Origin of the sequence: Pseudarthrobacter raffinosi, assembly GCF_023913835.1 — a bacterium.
Taxonomy (GTDB): domain Bacteria; phylum Actinomycetota; class Actinomycetes; order Actinomycetales; family Micrococcaceae; genus Arthrobacter; species Arthrobacter raffinosi.
Window position 1 is genome coordinate 69090 of sequence record NZ_JAMXBG010000010.1, and the last position, 18773, is coordinate 87862.

General features: G+C 64.9%; 20 protein-coding genes. 7 read left to right on the forward strand and 13 right to left on the reverse strand.

Annotated elements, in window-relative coordinates; genetic code table 11:
- Positions 1 to 114: 114 nt before the first annotated feature.
- The 12 genes from NG697_RS11655 to NG697_RS11710 all read right to left on the reverse strand — a co-directional run bounded on the left by NG697_RS11655 (position 115) and on the right by NG697_RS11710 (position 11225).
- Positions 115 to 486, reverse strand: coding sequence for a hypothetical protein (locus NG697_RS11655; RefSeq protein WP_252599215.1), 372 nt, complete (start codon positions 484 to 486; stop codon positions 115 to 117).
- Positions 487 to 637: 151 nt separating this feature from the next.
- Entirely contained in the window at positions 638 to 1333 is a 696-nt protein-coding gene (urtE, locus tag NG697_RS11660; RefSeq protein WP_252608105.1) for an urea ABC transporter ATP-binding subunit UrtE, read from the reverse strand.
- On the reverse strand, positions 1330 to 2133 hold the full coding sequence (gene urtD, locus NG697_RS11665) for an urea ABC transporter ATP-binding protein UrtD (RefSeq protein ID WP_252608103.1): 804 nt from the start codon (positions 2131 to 2133) through the stop codon (positions 1330 to 1332). Before urtD ends, urtE begins: the two co-directional genes overlap by 4 nt.
- Positions 2130 to 3272, reverse strand: a complete 1143-nt coding sequence (urtC, locus tag NG697_RS11670; RefSeq protein WP_252608101.1) for an urea ABC transporter permease subunit UrtC — start codon at positions 3270 to 3272, stop codon at positions 2130 to 2132. The genes urtD and urtC overlap by 4 nt, the downstream gene beginning before the upstream one ends.
- Entirely contained in the window at positions 3269 to 4153 is an 885-nt protein-coding gene (gene urtB / locus NG697_RS11675) for an urea ABC transporter permease subunit UrtB (protein WP_056341284.1), read from the reverse strand. Before urtB ends, urtC begins: the two co-directional genes overlap by 4 nt.
- A 34-nt stretch (positions 4154 to 4187) precedes the next feature.
- A complete protein-coding gene (urtA, locus tag NG697_RS11680; protein ID WP_252614268.1) occupies positions 4188 to 5453 on the reverse strand; it encodes an urea ABC transporter substrate-binding protein in 1266 nt (421 codons plus the stop codon).
- 369 nt (positions 5454 to 5822) lie between these two features.
- The gene (locus NG697_RS11685) at positions 5823 to 6248 is read right to left on the reverse strand and encodes a heat shock protein transcriptional repressor HspR (RefSeq protein ID WP_308216161.1); all 426 of its coding nucleotides are present in this window, start codon (positions 6246 to 6248) and stop codon (positions 5823 to 5825) included.
- A 15-nt stretch (positions 6249 to 6263) separates the two neighbouring features.
- On the reverse strand, positions 6264 to 7244 hold the full coding sequence (locus NG697_RS11690) for a DnaJ C-terminal domain-containing protein (RefSeq protein WP_252599113.1): 981 nt from the start codon (positions 7242 to 7244) through the stop codon (positions 6264 to 6266).
- 95 nt (positions 7245 to 7339) lie between these two features.
- On the reverse strand, positions 7340 to 8026 hold the full coding sequence (locus NG697_RS11695) for a nucleotide exchange factor GrpE (protein WP_252614269.1): 687 nt from the start codon (positions 8024 to 8026) through the stop codon (positions 7340 to 7342).
- A gap of 2 nt (positions 8027 to 8028) precedes the next feature.
- Positions 8029 to 9909 carry a molecular chaperone DnaK gene (dnaK, locus tag NG697_RS11700; RefSeq protein WP_252599115.1) on the reverse strand — a complete coding sequence of 627 codons (1881 nt, stop codon included), beginning with the start codon at positions 9907 to 9909 and terminating at the stop codon, positions 8029 to 8031.
- Positions 9910 to 10130: 221 nt separating this feature from the next.
- Positions 10131 to 10358, reverse strand: coding sequence for a hypothetical protein (locus tag NG697_RS11705; protein WP_252599116.1), 228 nt, complete (start codon positions 10356 to 10358; stop codon positions 10131 to 10133).
- 69 nt (positions 10359 to 10427) lie between these two features.
- Entirely contained in the window at positions 10428 to 11225 is a 798-nt protein-coding gene (locus NG697_RS11710; RefSeq protein WP_252614270.1) for a TetR/AcrR family transcriptional regulator, read from the reverse strand.
- Between the two features lie 128 nt (positions 11226 to 11353).
- Between NG697_RS11710 and NG697_RS11715 the strand changes: the two genes are divergently transcribed.
- The gene (locus NG697_RS11715) at positions 11354 to 12283 is read left to right on the forward strand and encodes an NAD-dependent epimerase/dehydratase family protein (protein ID WP_252614271.1); all 930 of its coding nucleotides are present in this window, start codon (positions 11354 to 11356) and stop codon (positions 12281 to 12283) included.
- Between the two features lie 5 nt (positions 12284 to 12288).
- On the opposite strand, the gene NG697_RS11720 is transcribed toward NG697_RS11715, so the two are convergent.
- Positions 12289 to 14505 carry an MMPL family transporter gene (locus NG697_RS11720; protein WP_252614272.1) on the reverse strand — a complete coding sequence of 739 codons (2217 nt, stop codon included), beginning with the start codon at positions 14503 to 14505 and terminating at the stop codon, positions 12289 to 12291.
- Positions 14506 to 14681: 176 nt separating this feature from the next.
- On the opposite strand from NG697_RS11720, the gene NG697_RS11725 reads away from it, so the two are divergent.
- The 6 genes from NG697_RS11725 to NG697_RS11750 all read left to right on the forward strand — a co-directional run bounded on the left by NG697_RS11725 (position 14682) and on the right by NG697_RS11750 (position 18701).
- Positions 14682 to 15197, forward strand: coding sequence for a MarR family winged helix-turn-helix transcriptional regulator (locus NG697_RS11725; RefSeq protein WP_252599121.1), 516 nt, complete (start codon positions 14682 to 14684; stop codon positions 15195 to 15197).
- A 102-nt stretch (positions 15198 to 15299) separates the two neighbouring features.
- Positions 15300 to 16118, forward strand: a complete 819-nt coding sequence (locus NG697_RS11730; protein WP_252608094.1) for a methyltransferase domain-containing protein — start codon at positions 15300 to 15302, stop codon at positions 16116 to 16118.
- 75 nt (positions 16119 to 16193) lie between these two features.
- Positions 16194 to 16505 carry a type II toxin-antitoxin system Phd/YefM family antitoxin gene (locus tag NG697_RS11735; RefSeq protein WP_252599123.1) on the forward strand — a complete coding sequence of 104 codons (312 nt, stop codon included), beginning with the start codon at positions 16194 to 16196 and terminating at the stop codon, positions 16503 to 16505.
- A complete protein-coding gene (locus tag NG697_RS11740) occupies positions 16505 to 16894 on the forward strand; it encodes a type II toxin-antitoxin system VapC family toxin (RefSeq protein ID WP_252599124.1) in 390 nt (129 codons plus the stop codon). The genes NG697_RS11735 and NG697_RS11740 overlap by 1 nt, the downstream gene beginning before the upstream one ends.
- A gap of 40 nt (positions 16895 to 16934) precedes the next feature.
- Entirely contained in the window at positions 16935 to 17558 is a 624-nt protein-coding gene (locus NG697_RS11745; protein ID WP_252599126.1) for a LysE family transporter, read from the forward strand.
- 132 nt (positions 17559 to 17690) lie between these two features.
- The gene (locus NG697_RS11750; protein WP_252614273.1) at positions 17691 to 18701 is read left to right on the forward strand and encodes a bile acid:sodium symporter family protein; all 1011 of its coding nucleotides are present in this window, start codon (positions 17691 to 17693) and stop codon (positions 18699 to 18701) included.
- Positions 18702 to 18773 lie beyond the last annotated feature (72 nt).

The following is an 18773-nucleotide window of genomic DNA, read 5'->3' on the forward strand; positions in this document are numbered from 1 at the left end:
CGATAATAGAACTCGATGTTCCATATATGAATCCTGCCCTGAAGTGGAAGTCTACGCGGCAGTGATGCAGGCCACAACCGGCACCGGCGACCGTGTGCCCGGGTCGCCGGAGTCCTACCCCATCGCCGGCGCTACCGACGTTCCGGAGCTGAACTGGCTGCGGGCCCAGCGGGCGAGTTTTTTGCCCTTGCCCTTCCACCAGTTGTCCTCGTCCTTGTCGTGGTGCAGACGGAAGATGATGGCCACCATCACGAACATCGACATGCCAACGTCCATCCAGGACCAGGCCAGCGCGTCGATCAGCACGCTCATGCCGGCGGCGATGATGGACGGAACGGCCAGCGTCCGGAAGACCGTGCTGGCCACATAGCGCCGGTGCGACCTCGGCACGGACAGCGCCCGCACCATGTCAAAGCACATGCAAACCACAACGACGGTCTGACCGATGGCAAGCAGGATCAGCCCGGCACTGGACCCTGCGAACATAACGACTGAAGAACCAAACACGCGAAAACCCCCAAAGGCTCGAACCTGCACTGTTAGACCTAGCTGAAGTTCCATTCAAGCCAGTGGGGGGTGGTCCGGTCACGAGTAGTGAGTACTCGCTTTTCGGCATCAGACAAGCATTGTTCTCGCCTCAGATGAGCATCGCCTGCCGCACATTGCCCGCTGATCCAGCGCCGCCGGCTCCCGAGGAGGAAACCCTTCCGGCCGAAAGGACGTAGTAGCTGTCCGCGGCATGGAGGGCAAAACCGATGTGCTGCTCCACCAGGAGGATGCTCATGCCGTTGCGCTGGGACAGCTTGAGGATGGTCGCTTCGATCTCCGCCACAACGTTGGGCTGGATGCCTTCGGTTGGTTCGTCCAGGATCAGAAGGCGCGGCTCGGTGATCAACGCCCGGGCAATGGCAAGCTGCTGCCGCTGGCCGCCCGACAACAGCCCGGCCCGCCGTGCCAGCAGCGGACGGAGCGCGGGAAACATATCGAGGGCCTCTGCCACGCGTTCATTGCCGTTCCTGCGCCCGTCCGCGATGAGCTGCAGATTCTCCATAACGGACAGCTGCCCGAATGACTGCTGGCCCTGTGGTACATAGGCCATGCCCCGCGCCATCCGCTGGTGTGGGCGGAGGGCCGAGATGTCCTCCCCGTCCAGGGTGATGCGTCCGGCCATGGGTTTGAGGAGCCCGACGACGGCGCGCAGCAGCGTCGTTTTGCCGGCGCCGTTGTGCCCCAGAACCGAGACGACGGCTCCCTCCCGGACGGTCACGCTCACCCCGGAGATCACCTGAGTACGGCCGTAACCGGTCTGCAGATTTTCGATTTCGAGCATCATTGGCCTTCCGTTGCCGCGGTCCCCAGGTACACGTCCTGCACCTTCTTGTCGGCCTGCACCTGCGCTACGCTTCCCTCACTGAGGACCTTGCCCGCGGCAAGGACAGAGACCGATGTCGCGAACTCCCGGACGAAGTCCATATCGTGCTCAATTACGAGGGTGATCCGGTTGGCTGCGATGCGGCGCAGCAGCTCGCCGGTTTCCCCGCGCTCGTCCTGGCTCATCCCCGCGATTGGCTCGTCCAGGAGGAGCACGTCCGAGTTCTGCACCAGGAGCATGCCGATTTCCAGCCACTGCTTCTGTCCGTGGGCGAGGATGCCTGCCTTCTTGTCCGCCGCGCCTGCCAGGCCGATGATTTCCAGGGCCTCTTCCACGGCTGGTTCCACGGACTTCCGGCGGCGGAGCATCTGCAGCGGGCTGCGGCTGGAGCCGGCAGCGATGTCGAGGTTCTGGAGTACGGAGAGGTTCTCAAACACGCTTGCGGTCTGGAACGTGCGCCCCACACCCAGCCGGGCGATCTTGTGCACTTTGCGGCCGAGGATCTCTGTGCCGGTGTGGTTCACCGATCCCGTAGCCGGCACCAGCCCGGTGATGGCATCAATTACCGTCGTTTTCCCGGCACCATTGGGTCCGATCAAGAACCGCAGGTCGCCCTGGATCACATCAAGGTTGACGTTGTCCACGGCGAGGAATCCGTCAAAGGAAACCGAGAGGTTACGGACTTCGAGGTATTTTGGCCGGCCGCGGCGCCAACCCCCGGCCTGGGGCTCCCCGTCAGGGAGCAGCGTGGGCGTCGTCATCTGCTGACCTCCTCAGGCTTGGTGGCTCGCTCTTCAACGTCGGGATCTGGCGCGTCGGGCGGCGCTACGGGATCTGACGCTTCGGGCGGCGTTCTGCGCCGCCTGCCCAGCAGGGCCGGCAATGAGGCAAGCCCGCCCGGCATAAACCCGATGACCAGGACAAACAGCAGGCCCTGGAAGTACACCCAGAAGGACGGGAAAGTGGATGACAGGCTGGACTGGGCCGCGGCGACGCAGACGGCGCCGAGGACCGGCCCCAGAAGGGTGCCGCGGCCGCCGATTGCGACGCCGATAAGGAATGCGATGGACGGGATCACGCCCACGTCCGCAGGCGAGATGATCCCGACGATCGGGACGAACAACGCCCCCGCGACGCCTGCCAGGACGGCGGCAGCCACGTAGATGACGGTTTTGACGGTCGCCGGATCGTAGCCCAGGAAACGGACGCGCTCCTCCTGGTCCCGGACCGCCACCAGCAGCTCGCCGAAACGGCTGTGCATCAGCTGCCGGGCAATGGCGACCGACAGCAGCAGGACCACCGCCGCGATCATGTACAGCATGAGCTTGTTGTTCGGGTCCTTCAGGTCAAAACCGAAGAATGACCGGAATCCGTTCAGTCCGTTGGACCCTCCGGTTGTAGCCTGCTGGCCAATCAGGAACACTGCGAAGGCCGCCGCCAGCGCTTGGCTGAGAATCGCGAAATAGGCACCTTTGACGCGGCGCTTGAAGATCGCGAAGCCCAGGACGAGTGCCACCAGCCCCGGAACCAGGACCACGGCGAGGAGCGTCACTGCGGGGCTCCGGAACGGTTCCCACCAGCCTGGAACCTCGCCGCTGCCGTAGAGGGACATAAAGTCCGGCACCCCGGAGCCGCCGAAGAGCGATGCGTCGGCCAGCTTCATGTGCATGGCCATGATGTAGGCCCCGAGTCCGAAGAACACCCCCTGGCCCAGGGTCAGCATGCCGCCGCGTCCCCATGCCAGGCCGATACCGACTGCCACGATGGCAAAGCAGAGGAACTTCCCTAGCAGGCCGAGGTTGAACGCCGGAAGCAGCGCGGGTGCAACGCCCAGGAGCAGGACCGCACCAAGGGTGAATCCGGCCACGGTTCCCAACCGCCCGCGCAACAGGCTTTTCATGCCAGGCTCCTTGTTTTGAGGCTGAAGATGCCCTGCGGCCGAAGCTGGAGGAACACCACAATCACGATCAGGATCAGGACCTTGCCGATGCTGGCCGTCGTCGAGTACTCGAAGACGGACTGCAGCACTCCCAGGGCAAAGGCAGCGATGACGGCCCCCTTGATCTGGCCGATACCTCCGGCCACCACCACCAGGAAGGCATCCACTATGTAGTTGGTGCCGAGGTACGGGCTTGTTGAACCTATGAGTGTGACCGCGACGCCGGCGATGCCGGCCAGGCCCGAACCGATGAAGAACGTCAGTTGGTCGCTGCGCCGGGTTGACACCCCACTCGTTTCCGCGAGGTCCCGGTTCAGCACAACGGCCCGGATACGGCGCCCGAGCGGCGTGGCCTTCAGGAGGAGGACCAGGCCGGCGAGGCACAGCAGCGAGAGCCCCAGGATAAAGAGCCGGGTCAGCGGGATGGGAGCGCCCAGCAACTCGATGTTCCCCTGCAGCCATCCCGGTGCGCGGACATCGACGCTGGGTGCCCCGAAGATGTCACGTGCGGCCTGCTGCAGGATCAGGGCCACCCCGAAAGTGACCAGAAGGGTGTCCAGGGGCCGGTGGTACATGCGGCGCAACAGCACCGCTTCGAGCACCAGCCCCAGGACACCTCCCACCAGGAAGCCTGCGGGAATGGACACCAGCAGCGATACGCCGGCGTCGGAGATGGCCTGCTGGACCACAAAGGCCGTGTAGGCCCCGGCCATCATGAACTCGCCGTGGGCCATGTTGATGACCCCCATCTGGCCGAAGGTCAACGACAGTCCCAGTGCCGCCAGGAGCAGCACGGAGCCGAGGCTGAGTCCGGCGAACATCTGCCCTATCAGGAGTTCCATTCCAGCAGGCCTTTCCTCGATGTTTCCGCGGCCGTTACTTGGTCAGGTCCTTGGCCCAGTCGTAAGTGGCCAGGAACGGATCCGGTTCAACCGCCGCGGGCGATGACCACACCGTGTCGATCAGGCCCTCCGCGTTTATCTTGCCGATGCGGGGGGTCTTGGTGATGTGGTTGTTCTCCCCGTTGACCGTGACCAGGCCCTCAGGCGCCTCGAAGGTCACCCCGTCCGCGGCGGCCTGCACCTTGTCCACCTCAAAGGATCCCGCCTTCTCCACGATTGCCTTCCAGAGGTACAGGGAGGTGTAGGCGGCTTCCATGGGGTCGCTCGTTACGCGCTCGGTGCCGAACTTCGACTTGAACGCCGCCACGAACTTCTTGTTGGCTGGCGTGTCCAGGGTCTGGTAGTAGTCCCAGGCAGTCAGTTGGCCTTCGACGTTGTCCAGGCCGACGCCGGGGACTTCCTCCTCGGCGATGGACACGGAGACCACGGGAATGGTGTCGGCGGTCAGGCCAACGCTCCTGTACTGGCGGAAGAAGGCCACATTGCTGTCGCCGTTGAGGGTGTTGAAGACCGCGTCGGCCTTGGAGTCCCGGACTTTGTTGACGATGGTGGAGAATTCCGTGGAGCCCAGCGGGGCGTACTCCTCGCCGAGGACTTCGATGCCCTTGGCCGCGGCGTAGGCCTGGATGATTTTGTTGGCTGTTCGCGGGAAGACGTAGTCACTGCCGACCAGGAACAGGGACTTGGTTCCCTGCTCGGCCAGATAGTCCAACGCCGGGATGATCTGCTGGTTGGTGGTGGCGCCGGTGTAGAAGATGTTCTTCGACGACTCCAGGCCCTCGTACTGCACCGGGTAGAACAGCAGCGCGTCGTTGGCCTCAAACACAGGGAGCATCGCCTTGCGGCTCGAGGAGGTCCAGCCGCCGAATACCGCGGCCGCGCAGTCCTGCTGGATCAGTTTCCCGGCGCGCTCCGCGAACTTGGTCGGTTCGCTGGCGCCGTCCTCGCTGATGACCTCGAGCTGCTTGCCCAGGACACCGCCGGAAGCGTTGATTTCCTCGGCAGCCAGGGACAGGGAGTCGAAGACGGTGCTCTCGCTGATGGCCATGGTGCCGGACAGCGAGTTGATGAACCCGACTTTGATGCTGCTGCCCGAGGTGTCCACACAGGAAGTGCCGCTGCTGGCGGTGGAGCCTGCGGACGCCGGATCCGCGATCTGGCTGCCGCAGCCTGCCAGGACAGTGGCCATGGCGGCTGCCGCCAAGGAATAGAAAGCGCGTTTGGTGACCGAAACCCTCATGTGTACCTGCTTCTCACTCCGCCGTTGCGCTGGGCAGCGGCTCGCCTCCGAGGTCCGTCAGAAGTGACCCCTTGCGATGAACGTAGGAGCGAATTGTTTCAGCGCCTGCCCGGTTGGTTTCGAGACCGTTTCGGGGCGCTCGCCGGGCCGGCCGGGAGTTGAGGCGCACGGCAGGCGTGCGGGAGAAAACCGCGGGAAAACGGGCCCTGGGAGAGTTAACCTGCGGGAAACCTGCCGCGGCGTAACTTTGGCCCGGTAGCCGGACATAATCCGGCCCAGCGCCGTGAAACGGGTCTCACCTGCGGCTATGCGCAACACCCGAGCGGCGGGCAGGGCTATTTATGCGTCGGCCGACTGCCTGAGTGGCGACTATTCGCCCAGCGCCCTGGGCCGCCAGACCACCACGGCTTGGGAGCGCGCACGGGGGCGCTGGCCCCGTGCCAGGCTGACCACATCACCGGCGGCACCGGCCGCGAAGATCCGCGAATCAAGAGGATCACGACGGCGGCCCAGCTCCTCGGTCATCTCGCCCACCCTGCGCTGCAGCGCGGCCACCTGGTTCTCGAGCTCAAGGATCCGTTTGATGCCTTCGAGCGAGACGCCCTCGTGGGACAGCCGCTGGACTTCGCGCAGCATGTTGATGTCCCGCTGCGAATAGCGGCGCGACTTCCCCGGCGCCCGGCTGGGCGAAACAATGCCCAGCCGGTCATACTGCCGGAGCGTCTGCGGGTGCATGTCCGCCAGTTCAGCCGCGACGGAGATCACGAAGATCGGCTGGTCAGCGCTGATGTCCACGGTCTGCTCCGTTGCTTAGAGCCGGGCCTTGGCGGCCAGGCCTTCACGGACATCGGCGTCGGCGGTGGCTTCGGCAAAGGCCTTCACGGCTGCTTCGGCTTCCTTGTTCAGGTTCTTCGGCACCGCGACGTCGATGGTCACCAGGAGATCGCCGGTGACCTTGGAGGTCTTCACGCCGTGGCCTTTGACCCGGAGCGTACGCCCCGAAGGCGTGCCGGCCGGAACACGGACCTTGACGGTCTCGCCGTCGATAGTGGGGACCTGGATGTCGGCGCCCAAAGCAGCTTCCGGGAAGGTGACCGGGACATGGATGCGGAGGTTGTCGCCGTCGCGCGTGTAAAACTCGTGCGGCTTGACGGACACGGCCACCATGAGGTCGCCGTTGCCGGCGGGCCCTGGCTGGCCCTTGCCGCGGACGCGCACTTTCTGGCCGTCCTTGATGCCGGCGGGAACGCGGACGTCAATGACGTCACCGCTGGGTTCGCGCAGGCCGATGGTGGTGCCGCGGATGGACCCGGAGAAGGAAATGCTGGTCGTAGCCGTACGGTCGGCACCCTTCTGCGGCGGGCGCTGGAAGCCCGTCGGGCCGCCGAAGCCGCCGCCGCCAAACAGGTCAGCAAACTCGGGCGGGATGCCGCCTGACGTATTGAACCCGCCGGGCTGGCGCCGCGCGCCGCCGGTGAACAGGCCGCCGAACATGTCCTCGAAGCCGCCGTTCCCGGCACCGGCACCGGCACCGCCGGGGGCAAAGCGCGCGCCGCCACCCATGGCCCGGATGGCGTCATACTGCTGGCGCTCGTCCGGATCAGACAGCACTGAATAGGCCTCGGAGATGTCCTTGAACTTCTTCTCCGACGCAGCGTCCCCCGAGTTGGTGTCCGGGTGGTGCTGGCGGGCAAGTTTCCGGTAGGCCTTCTTGATGTCGGCGTCGGAAGCGTCCTTGGCGATACCAAGGATCGCGTAAAAGTCCTTGTCCACCCAATCCTGGCTAGCCAATGGCGTTTCCTTTCAAATCTCTGTGCCGAGATGGAAGTTCGCGGCAATGTTCCTGCGAATCACTGCCGCGAACTGCCATCTCGATGGGGTAAATGCTACGCAGGAACTGCGACGATAACCTGTGCTGCGCGGAGGACGCGCTCGCCTGACCGGTAGCCGGAGCGGAGGACCTGGCTGACGGTGTCAACCTCGATGTCCTCTCCCGGCTGCTGGATGAGGGCCTCGTGGATCGTGGGATCGAACTCCACTCCGGTCTCATCAATGCGGACCAGGCCGTACGTCTTCAGCGCGTTCTCCAGCTTGGTGGCGATCGCGGCGAACGGGCCGTCGGTCAGGTCACCGTGCTGGCGGGCAGCATCGACGTCGTCCAGTACCGGCAGCAGGGAGTTCAGGACGCCGATAACAGCCATCTCCCCTGCCACGGCCCGGTCGCGCTCGACGCGCTTGCGGTAGTTGACGTATTCAGCCTGGAGGCGGAGGAGATCGTTCTTCAGCTCGGCAGCTTCAGCGTGTCCGGCACCCTGTGCCACCGATTCCTCGGCCGGCACCTCGATGCCGTTCAGGATTTCCTCGACCTGGGCGAGTGCATCGCCGTCCCTGTCACCAAGCTCGCCGCCAACAGGCTCGCCCACTAGGGGCTCTCCCACCGGCTCGGCAGCGGGCTGCTCGCCCTCCGGGTGCCGGGCCTGCCCGGTCACCGGGTCAACCTTGCGGTTGTCCCGGATGATCGGCTCCTGGTTCGCGGATGAGTTGTGCTCTTCCTCGTTACCGTGGTGCGGCATGGCTACTTCTTCGCTTCGTCTTCGTCGATGATCTCGGCGTCGACGATGTCCTCATCAGCAGCCTTGTCGCCGGCGGGGGCGCCACCAGCGGCGCCTTCGGCACCTGCGGCACCGGTGGCACCGTCCGGCGAACCGGCCTGGGCGTAAATGGCTTCGCCGAGCTTCGACTGGGAAGCCTGGAGCTTCTCGAACGCGGTCTTCACGGCTGCGTCATCGGTGCCTTCGAGGGCCTTCTTGAGCTCGTCGACGTCGGCCTTGACCTCGGTCTTGACCTCTTCGGGCAGCTTGTCGGCGTTGTCGGCGATCAGCTTGTCCACGGAGTAAGCGAGCTGCTCCGCGGTGTTGCGGGTGTCGGTCGCCTCGCGGCGGGCCTTGTCCTCGGCTGCGTGCTCCTCGGCGTCCTTGACCATGCGCTCAATGTCTTCCTTGGAGAGCGCGGTGCCACCGGTGATGGTCATGGACTGTTCCTTGCCGGTGCCCTTGTCCTTCGCGGAGACGTGGACGATGCCGTTGGCGTCGATGTCGAAGGTGACCTCGACCTGCGGGACGCCGCGCGGAGCCGGCGCGATGCCGGTCAGCTCGAACGTGCCCAGCGGCTTGTTGTCGCGGGTGAACTCGCGCTCGCCCTGGAAGACCTGGATGGCCACGGACGGCTGGTTGTCATCAGCCGTGGTGAAGGTCTCGGACCGCTTCGTGGGGATGGCGGTGTTGCGCTCGATCAGGTGCGTCATCACACCACCCTTGGTTTCGATGCCCAGGGACAGCGGGGTGACGTCGATCAGCAGGACGTCCTTGCGCTCGCCCTTCAGAACGCCGGCCTGGAGTGCTGCGCCAACGGCTACAACTTCATCCGGGTTGACGCCCTTGTTCGGTTCCTTGCCTCCGGCCAGTTCCTTGACCAGGTCGTAGACAGCGGGCATGCGGGTGGAACCGCCCACGAGGACGATGTGGTCGATCTCGGAGAGCTTGATGCCGGCTTCCTTGATGACGTCCTGGAACGGCTTCTTGGTGCGGTCCAGCAGGTCCTTCGTGAGGTCCTGGAACTTGGCGCGGGTCAGCTGCTCGTCCAGGTGGACCGGGCCATCGGGGGTGACGGAGAGGTACTGGAGCGAAACGTTGGTGCTGCTGGAAGAAGAGAGTTCCTTCTTGGCCTGCTCCGAGGCTTCACGCAGGCGCTGCAGGGCGATCTTGTCCTTGGACAGGTCAATGCCCTTGACCTTGAGCTGGTTCAGCAGGTAATCAACAACGCGCTGGTCCCAGTCGTCGCCGCCAAGGTGGTTGTCGCCGGCGGTGGAGCGGACCTGGATGGTGGAGAAGTTGTCTTCATCCTTGCCGACTTCCAGCAGGGAGACATCGAAGGTTCCGCCGCCGAGGTCGAAGACCAGGATGAGCTCGTCTTCCTTGCCCTTGTCCAGGCCGTACGCCAGAGCGGCCGCGGTGGGCTCGTTGACGATGCGCAGGACGTTGAGGCCTGCGATTTCGCCGGCCTCCTTGGTGGCCTGGCGCTGGGCGTCGTTGAAGTACGCGGGAACGGTGACGACGGCGTCGGTGACCTTTTCGCCGAGGTAGGACTCGGCATCGTTCTTCAGCTTCATCAGGATGCGTGCGGAGATTTCCTGCGCCGTGTACTTTTTGTCATCGATGGCGACGCTCCAGTCAGTGCCCATGTGGCGCTTGACGGAATGAATGGTGCGGTCGATGTTGTTGACGGCCTGGCGCTTGGCGATCTCGCCAACCAGGACTTCGCCGGACTTGGAGAATGCAACGACGGACGGCGTGGTGCGGCCACCCTCGGCGTTGGCAATAACGGTGGGCTCGCCACCTTCGAGAACGGAGACGACGGAGTTGGTGGTTCCGAGGTCGATACCTACTGCACGTGACATGTGTTGCTTCCTTCTTTCCTTGGAAACTTGCTGGCGCTCGTGTTGAGCGTTCTGCACTCAACTTTACTCAAGGCACAAGCGATGTCAATCCAAAGTTGAGCGGAGTACGCTCAACTTTGGATTTTTGGGTCACGGCACCCTCAGGCGAACCCCCGGAATCCCGGGGATTTCAGGCGGAAAATCCCCGTCCCTGGCAGTAGTTCGCTGTGCGTGAACGGCCGCTACCGGTTCTCGTCCTCGTCCACTTCCACCTCACGGGCGCTGTCAACAGAGCCGGCCTCGCCGTAGTCACCTTCGGGATAGTCGCCCTCCTGGGGCTGGTTCTCCGCCCCGCCCACGACGCCGGCCTCGCCGTAGTCGCCTTCCTCATACTGGCCACCTTCACCCTCCAGCCCGGGCTCGGTGCTGCCTTTGCGGCGATCTTCTTCAGGTGCGGTGTTTTCACTCATGACGTGATCTCTCCTTTGAGTCTCGGCGTCCATCCGGACGCATTTGGAGTCTACTCAGCCGGAGGCGGGCTAAACAGGGGTGGCCGCAGACTTCGGGTCGTCCCGCGGGTTTCCCTCAGGCACGAGCCCAGCCATCGCCGCGAGGACAGTGAGGTGGTGTTCAAAGAGTTCGCCCCGGGCACGGAACGTATCCGGGCCATATTGGCCAAAAACCTCAAAACTCACGGCCCCGAAGAGCGACGTCCACACGAGGGCACCGTTCGCCTGGAGTTCGTCCGGCATGGCCAGCCCAAGTTCACTGCGGATCGCCTCAAGGTCGGCGGACAGGGCAGAAGGTACGACGGCGGTGCGCGCCGTGGCGGTCAGCGCACCTGCCCGGTAGGCGCCGTCGAGAATGCCGATCAGGCGGTAGATCACGCGCGTTCCCGGGGTTGTGGTCTGGCTCGAGGGGGCCTGGTAGCCGGGGACCGGACTCCCGAATAGCAGGCCGTAGCGCGCAGGCTCCCGCAACGCCCATGCCCTGACAGCCCGGCCGAGCGCCTTGAACCTGCCATCGAAGTCGCGCACCGGCACCGCGTTCACCGCGGCATCCACGGCGTCGCCGAGCTCACTGTAGGCGTCCACCAGAAGCAGCGTGAGCAGCTCGTCGCGGTTGGCCACGTAGCGGTAGACCGCGGAGGAGACCACGCCAAGATCCCTTGCCACGGCGCGGAGGGACAATGCGGCCGCGCCCTGCGTTGCCAGGTGCTCCCTGCCCAGCCTGACGATGTCGGCAATGGTCTGGGCCCGGGCGCGCTCCCGCGGTGTCCGGGCGCGCTCCCGCGGTGTCCGAAGGATGGGTTCCGCGGCCGCGGCAGGGTCATTCATTGCTCCAGCATGGCACAAATCAGAGCAGTGTCAACAATTGCGAGCACTGCTCTTGACAGGCCTCCCGGACAAGGCGCACGCTTGTTGGAGAGCAGCGCTCTCTAGCGGAAATCCCTTGAGGAGAAGTCATGAACGATGTCTACGTTGTTACCGGAGCCGGCCCCGTGGGCTGGACAGTTGCAGAACAGCTCGCTGAGCAGGGGAAAAACGTCAGGATCCTCACCCGTTCGGGCAGCGGCCCCAAGCATCCGCTGGTGGAACGGGTGAAGGCCGACGTCCAGAATGCCGCCCAGCTGCGGGACGCCTTCGCGGGCGCCACCGCCGTCTTCCACTGCATCCACGGCTCCTCCTACACGGTGGACGCGTGGCAAGCAGAACTGCCCCGGGCCGAGCAAACGGTGCTATCCGCAGCAGGCGAGGCAGGCGCCGTCGTCGTTTTTCCCGAGAGCCTTTACTCGTACAGCGAGCCTGAACGCCCCATGGTCGAGGCGGGTCCGCGGACTGCCGAGGGCGGCAAGCGGGGCGTCCGCACCGCGCTGCTCAAGGCGCGGGACGCCTCTCCGACCAACACCGTCAGCGTGGTTGCCGGCGATTTCTTTGGCCCTCGGGTGCGAACCTCACATGCCGGAGAGCGCGTGGTCCCCGCCGTCCAGGCCGGCAAGAAAGTCTGGGTCATCGGGAGCGCCGATCAGCCCCATTCATTCACGTACGTCCCGGACCTGGCCGCCGCGATGATCCACGCCGCGGCGACGCCGTCGCTGTGGAACAGGGTGTGGCACGCGCCCACGGGTCCGGCAGTCACGCAGCGGCAGCTGGCCACAGCGTTCACCGAGACTGGCGGAGTGCAGGCGCCGAAGCTTGGAGCCATTCCGGGCTGGGCGCTCCGGACCATGGGTGTGTTCTCGAAAGACTTCCGCGAAGTTGCCGAAATGCTCTACCAGTTCGAGCGGCCGTTTGTGATGGAATCTGCCGCCAGCGAGACCGCACTTGGGATCCGCCCGACACCTCTGCGCGAGGCCGCCGCTGCCACGGTGGCCTGGTGGCGCGCACAGTGCTAGGTGCCCTAGCGGCGGCTGGCAGTCTCTGACGCGGGATGAAGGCCGGGCTCGGCCGGGCCAACCTCCCGCCGCACCGCGGCATCCAGCTCCGTCCGGCCCAGCTTGCCGGGCCACCAGATGCGCGGGCCGATGTCGTACGCCAGCGCAGGGACCAGCAGCGAGCGCACCAGCACGGTGTCCAGCAGTACGCCGAACGACACAATGAAGGCCAGCTGCACCAGGAACATGATGGGGATGACGCTCAGTGCGGCGAACGTGGCGGCCAGCACCACGCCGGCCGAAGTGATCACTCCGCCGGTCACGCCGAGTCCGCGAAGGATGCCCGGCCGGGTCCCGTGCTTCAGCGACTCTTCCCGCACCCGGCTCATCAGGAAGATGTTGTAGTCCACACCCAGGGCAACCAGGAACACAAACCCGAACAGGGGCACGGTGGCGTCGGCGCCGGGGAATCCGAGCAGGCTGTTGAAGACCACGGCCGAAACGCCCATGGCCGCGCCGTACGACAGCACCACGGAGAGCACCAGCAGGACCGGCGCCAAGACTGATCGCAGCAGCAGCATCAGGATGAGCAGGATGACCGCCAGCACGATCGGGATGATGATCACCAGGTCGCGCTGGGCGGTGGTGTTGGTGTCCAGCGCAGTGGCGGTCACGCCGCCAACCAACGCGCCGGCGTCGACCGTTTTTGCCTCCTCGCGCAGCGCCTTGACCGCATCCTCCGCCTCAATGGAATCCGCGGCGTAGTTGAGCGTGGCGTTGATCAGCACCTTGCCGTCGTGGACGTCAGGCTCGCTGGGAGTCCCGGGGGCGCCGGTGATCGGCAGCCTGCCTTCAGCCAGGAGGTAGGCGTCCCCCACGCCGTCGGCCGCTTTGACCTTTGCCAGCACTTCATCGGCTTTACTTTCGTCCGCGATGACGACGGCGGGGCTGCCGCTGCCGGCGTCGAAATGCCGCGCCAGCGCGTCCTGGCCGTCCACCGCATTCGACGCGGTGAGAATGACCTCGGTCTGCGGCACGCCGTTGGCCTTCAGCTGCAGCACCCCCGCCGAAGCCACCAGCAGGAGGAGGACCGACGCGACCCAGACCGTGCGCGGGCGGCGGGAGACCAGCGAACCGGTGGCCCGCCAGATGCCCTTCTGCCCTTCCAGGCCGGTGACCAGCTCGGGCTCGCGCTCGCCCGCCGGAACCAGCCTGGGGAGGAACGGCCAGAACGCGGCCCGGCCCAAAAGTGCCATCAGGGCGGGCAGGAGGGTCAGCGCGGCGAAGAGCGAACAGAGGATGCCCGCAGCCGCAACGGGGCCCAGCGCCTTGTTGGAGTTCAGGTCCGAGAACAGCAGGCAGAGCAAGGCAATGATGACAGTGGCGCCGGAAGCCAGGATCGGCTCGAACGACGCCTTCCACGCCGTCAGCACCGCTTCCGTCCGGTTGCGTGTGTGGGTCAGGGCCTCGCGGAACCGCGCCACGTACAGCAGGGCATAGTCCGTGGCCGCGCCGATCACCAAGATGGACAGGATGCCTTGGCTTTGGCCGCTCAGCTGGATCCAGCCGAGCTTTGCCATGCCGAACACCAGCAGGATGGCGGCACAGAGCGCAAAAACCGAGGTGAGCAGCACTGCGATGGGCAGCAGGAGCGAACGGTAGACGATCAATAGGATCAGGAAGACCGCGCCGAGTGCCACCAGCAGCAGGATGCCGTCAATGCCGGCGAAGGCGGCGACCAGATCTGCGGTCAGGCCCGCGGGTCCGGTGACGAAGGTCTGCATGCCTGCGGGGGCGGAATCCGCCAGGAAGTCCCGCAACTCCTGGACGGATTCCTTAAGCTCGCCGGAGGACCCGATCGGGGCAATGAACTGGACCGCTTTCCCGTCCTCGGACGGGATGGGGCCGATCACCGCGCTGCCCAGCTCCAGGCCCTCGAGCCCAGCCTTCAGGGATGCCAGTTCGCCAAGCTCCGAGGGGCTGATGGCTGCGTCGTTTTCGATGACGATGACCGCCGGCACTTCGTCTGAATCGCGGAACTTTGCCTGCCAGTCCTGGACCGCGGTGGCCTCGGCGCTCGCCGGCAGGAACGAGGCCTGGTCGTTCGAGGAGACCTCGTCGAGCCGGCCGAACGTGGGTCCACCCACACCGGCGATGGCCAGCCACGTGAGCACCAGGAACACGGGAAGCAGCCAGCGAAGCCAGAACGGAACCTTCGCGCTGTGCTGGGGACTTGATTTCATGATTCCTGCTTCGCTTGGGTGGCCGGGGTACACTTCGTTCCATCCTAGAGTATCTCCACCATGGAAATAAATTGGTTTTCTGTTTGAAACTACGCAGCTGGCATCGCTGCAGTAATATCCGTCAGGGCACCAGGCAAGATCACAGGACGTGGCAAGCGAGCGGAGGAGGGCGGAACATGACGGACGAAGCGTTCCAGCGCCCACCCGACTCCGCACCCTTTGCCCTGGTCCGCCTGCTCCAGGACTTCACGCTGGAGGCCAACAGGTATGTGGACACTGCCGGCGGCCGCAACGACATGCACCGCACGGACCTCAACGCGCTAGCAGTGATCATGCGGCACACCGCCAAGGGCCTCGTGGTCACGCCGGGCATCCTGCGCAGGGAACTCAACCTCAGCTCGCCCGCCACCACCGCGCTTATCGACCGGCTGGACAGTTCAGGGCATGTGGTGAGGGAGCGCCTCGGCCCGGACCGGAGGCAGGTCCAGTTGCGCATGACACCCAAGGCCTTCCAGGACGGCAGCGCCATTTTTATGCCGCTTTCGCGCCACATGGGTGCCGCCATGGCGGGTTTCTCGCCCGAAGAGCTGGAGCTGGTCAGCCGGTTCATGGCCGCCATGGTGGACGCCACCATCGCGGCCCGTGAGGAAACGTCCGACGGCGGCCCCGCCTCGCCCACTCCGCCCAAGTAGGTCGCAGTAGATGTCGTCATGAGGGCTCATAACGACATTAAGTGCCACCTACTTCGGGGACGGTTCCGCCTGTTTTTCACTGCGGAGGGGTAGCGTTTCATTATGAGTGCGCAGCAGCCTGACGACGATGTGTACACGCACGGCCACCACGAGTCGGTTGTCCGCGCCCACGCTTCCCGGACCGCGGAGAACTCCGCGGCCTTTGTCATTCCGCACCTCACGCCCGGGGTTTCAGTGCTCGACGTCGGCTGCGGCCCTGGAAGCATCACCTGCGATTTCGCCGGGCTGGTGTCGCCCGGAAAGGTCACCGGCCTGGACCGGTCACCGGACATCATCGCCCAGGCCACGGCGCTGGCCGCCGAACGCGGCGTGGCCAATGCGGAGTTCCTGGCCGGCAACATCTACGACCTTGACTTCGAGGACGAAACGTTCGACGTCGTCCACGCCCACCAGGTGCTCCAGCACCTGACCGACCCGGTGGAGGCGCTGCGCGAGATGCGCCGGGTAGCGAAGCCGGGCGGCATAGTGGCAGTGCGCGACGCCGACTTCCACGGCATGAGCTGGTACCCCACGATCCCTGAGCTGGACGAATGGATGGACCTGTACCAGCGGATCGCACGACGCAACGGGGCCGAGCCCGACGCCGGCCGCCGGCTCGTGTCCTGGGCCCAGTCTGCGGGCTTCAGCAACGTGGCGCCCACCAGCAGCAACTGGCTCTATGCCACCGGGCAACAACGGAGATGGCAGGCCCGGGTCTGGGGCGAACGAGTGCTGCATTCGGCCTTCGCGGAGCAGGCCCTTGAATACGGCTTCGCAAATCCAGCGGACCTGGCCCGGATTTCGGCAGGATGGCACCGCTGGGGATCCACAGACGACGGCTGGTTCCTGATCCCGAACGGTGAGGTCATCGCCCGGGCGTGATTTTCCACGGGCGTAATTTCCACATAGGCGCACCCGTGCCTATCCACCCTGCGCTGGCGGCAATAGCGTCGGACTATGAACCATTACGGAGAGAACGAATACTGGGCAGAGCCTTACACCGCTGAGGTTGACCAACTAGACTTGGTCAACATGGGACAGTACAACGTCCAAGAGGCAAAAACCCGCCTGTCTGAGCTGTTGAGCCTCGTTGAAAACGGCGAGGATGTGGTCATCGCCAAGGCAGGCCGTCCGGTGGCCCGGCTGGTGAAAATCGAGCGCCCCCACAAACGCGAGCTGGGCTTCCTGGCGCCCCTTCAAATTCCTGACGGGTTCTATGACCCGTGGACCGACGAGGAAATGGGTGAAGCGACAGGCAGGGATCATTGATGCGCCTGCTCCTGGACACCCACGTCTTCCTCTGGGCCCTCGCCGAACCCAGGAAACTGTCCACCAAAGCCAGGAACGCCATCACCAAGCTCGAGAACTCGGTCTACGTGTCGCCCATGACCGCGTACGAACTGTCCTACAAACACCATCAAGGCAAGCTGCCGGCTGGGGCGGCGATAGTGGCAAGCTTTGGACGGCAGGTGGCCCACCTGTACGCCTCTGAGCTGTCCATCTCCGCACCGCACGCATTGGCCGCCGGCCAGTTGGACTGGGAACACAAGGACCCCTTTGACCGGATCCTGGCTGCCCAGGCCATGGTGGAGGGGCTGACGCTGGTAACGGCAGATGAGGAGCTTCACGCATTCGAGCCCGTGACCACGCTGTGGTGAGGCGGCGCTCTTGTTGTGCCGACGGCACTAAACTTGGCAGGTGCAATTCTCCCTTTGGCTCGCCCTCGCGGGCGCCGGCGCCCTGATCAGTTTCACGCCGGGTGCCGGTGCCATCAACACCATGAGCAACTCGCTGACGTCAGGGTTCCGCCGCTCCATCTGGGGCATCCTTGGCCAGCAGGCAGCCCTGGTTGTCCACGTGGTGATCGTGGCGTTGGGCGTCGGTGTGCTGGTGGCAAGCTCCCCGGTGGCCTTCAATGTGATCCGTTACGCCGGGGCCGCCTACCTGGTGTACCTGGGCATCCGCCAGTTCCTCAGCAAACCGGAGGTGGACCAGGAACAGGCCGCCGCCCTCCGGAACGAGCCCGCCTGGTCAATGTTCCGGCGTGGCCTCTGGGTCAACCTGCTCAACCCGAAGGCCGTCGTTTTCTTCCTCGCGTTTATGCCACAGTTCATCCGCCCTGAACAGCCGCTCGTGCCGCAGTACCTTGTGCTCACAGCCACCGTGGTGGTGATCGACATCCTGGTGATGTGGTTCTTCTTCGCCTTTGCCGCCAAGTCCTTCCAGCGGTTCACTCACAACGCCCGTGGCCAGAAGATCCTCAGCCGGATCTTCGGGGTGCTCTTTGTGGCGGTAGGAATTCTCCTTGCGCTGATCCACTAGGCCTGTTCTTCCAGGCCCGTCGTCAAGGCCTGGATCCACTGGCAAGCCTTCCGGCCGCAGATGTCTGACATTTTTGCCCTGAGCATGGTCATGAAGTGGTCACCTGCCGGACATCAATGCCACGATCGATAAATGCTTGAGGCAACCAAATCCCCCACATCGACAGAATCCGGCACTGATCACGCCCCGGTACCCACCAACCCGGCGCTGGCCGCCGAGGCGAAAATTGCGCGGCTTGCCGTCACGATCTTCCCGGCGCTGGTGGTCCTGGCGGGCGTCGCCGGCTTCCTTGTGCCAGCCACCTTCCAGCCGCTGGGGCCCAGCGTCCCGTACCTGCTGGGCATCATCATGTTCTGCATGGGCCTGACCCTGACGCCGCCGGATTTTGCCTCTGTGGTGAAGCGCCCGTGGGCAGTGGTCCTGGGCATTGTGGCGCACTACGTGATCATGCCCGGCGCGGGCTGGCTGATTGCCGTGGCGCTCCAGCTTCCGCCGGAGCTTGCCGTAGGCCTGATCCTGGTGGGCTGTGCACCATCCGGCACCGCCTCGAACGTGATGGCATTCCTGGCCAAGGGGGACGCTGCCCTGTCCGTCGCCGTCGCTTCGGTATCCACCCTGATCGCACCGGTGGTTACGCCACTGCTGGTCCTGTTCCTGGCCGGATCGTTCCTGGAAATCGACGCTGGGAGCATGGTCCTGGACATCGTCAAGACGGTACTCCTGCCCGTCATCGCCGGGCTGCTGGCGCGGCTGTTCTTCAAGAACCTCATCGCCAAGCTGCTACCGGCGCTCCCCTGGGCATCCGCCGTCGTAATTTCCTTCATTGTCGCGATTGTTGTGGCGGGCAGCGCCTCTAAGATCGTGGCCGCGGGCGGCATTGTGTTCCTCGCAGTGGTCCTCCACAACGGCTTCGGCCTGGGCCTGGGCTACCTGGCGGGCAAACTGGGCCGGCTGGACGATAAAGCACGGAGGGCGCTCGCCTTCGAAGTGGGCATGCAGAACTCCGGTTTGGCCGCCACGCTGGCCACCGCGCATTTCACCCCGCTGGCCGCACTGCCATCGGCCGTTTTCTCGCTCTGGCACAACATCTCCGGCGCGATCGTGGCAGCATGGCTGGCGCGGCACCCGCTGCAGGACGCCTAGCAAGGCCGATCCTGGAAGGCAGACGGACGGACGGAATTTTGACTTTTCGGTCAAATTTCTTACGAATCTGTC

Bases quoted from the DNA above. Each gene is read 5' to 3' on its own strand.
- NG697_RS11725 (WP_252599121.1), top strand. From the start codon at position 14,682: ATGACGGACGAAGCGTTCCAGCGCCCACCCGACTCCGCACCCTTTGCC.
- NG697_RS11655 (WP_252599215.1), bottom strand. From the start codon at position 486: ATGTTCGCAGGGTCCAGTGCCGGGCTGATCCTGCTTGCCATCGGTCAG.
- NG697_RS11720 (WP_252614272.1), bottom strand. From the start codon at position 14,505: ATGAAATCAAGTCCCCAGCACAGCGCGAAGGTTCCGTTCTGGCTTCGC.
- urtA (WP_252614268.1), bottom strand. From the start codon at position 5,453: ATGAGGGTTTCGGTCACCAAACGCGCTTTCTATTCCTTGGCGGCAGCC.
- NG697_RS11705 (WP_252599116.1), bottom strand. From the start codon at position 10,358: ATGAGTGAAAACACCGCACCTGAAGAAGATCGCCGCAAAGGCAGCACC.
- NG697_RS11710 (WP_252614270.1), bottom strand. From the start codon at position 11,225: ATGAATGACCCTGCCGCGGCCGCGGAACCCATCCTTCGGACACCGCGG.
- NG697_RS11730 (WP_252608094.1), top strand. From the start codon at position 15,300: ATGAGTGCGCAGCAGCCTGACGACGATGTGTACACGCACGGCCACCAC.
- urtD (WP_252608103.1), bottom strand. From the start codon at position 2,133: ATGACGACGCCCACGCTGCTCCCTGACGGGGAGCCCCAGGCCGGGGGT.
- urtE (WP_252608105.1), bottom strand. From the start codon at position 1,333: ATGATGCTCGAAATCGAAAATCTGCAGACCGGTTACGGCCGTACTCAG.
- urtB (WP_056341284.1), bottom strand. From the start codon at position 4,153: ATGGAACTCCTGATAGGGCAGATGTTCGCCGGACTCAGCCTCGGCTCC.
- urtC (WP_252608101.1), bottom strand. From the start codon at position 3,272: ATGAAAAGCCTGTTGCGCGGGCGGTTGGGAACCGTGGCCGGATTCACC.
- NG697_RS11695 (WP_252614269.1), bottom strand. From the start codon at position 8,026: ATGCCGCACCACGGTAACGAGGAAGAGCACAACTCATCCGCGAACCAG.
- dnaK (WP_252599115.1), bottom strand. From the start codon at position 9,909: ATGTCACGTGCAGTAGGTATCGACCTCGGAACCACCAACTCCGTCGTC.
- NG697_RS11735 (WP_252599123.1), top strand. From the start codon at position 16,194: ATGAACCATTACGGAGAGAACGAATACTGGGCAGAGCCTTACACCGCT.
- NG697_RS11750 (WP_252614273.1), top strand. From the start codon at position 17,691: ATGCTTGAGGCAACCAAATCCCCCACATCGACAGAATCCGGCACTGAT.
- NG697_RS11715 (WP_252614271.1), top strand. From the start codon at position 11,354: ATGAACGATGTCTACGTTGTTACCGGAGCCGGCCCCGTGGGCTGGACA.
- NG697_RS11740 (WP_252599124.1), top strand. From the start codon at position 16,505: ATGCGCCTGCTCCTGGACACCCACGTCTTCCTCTGGGCCCTCGCCGAA.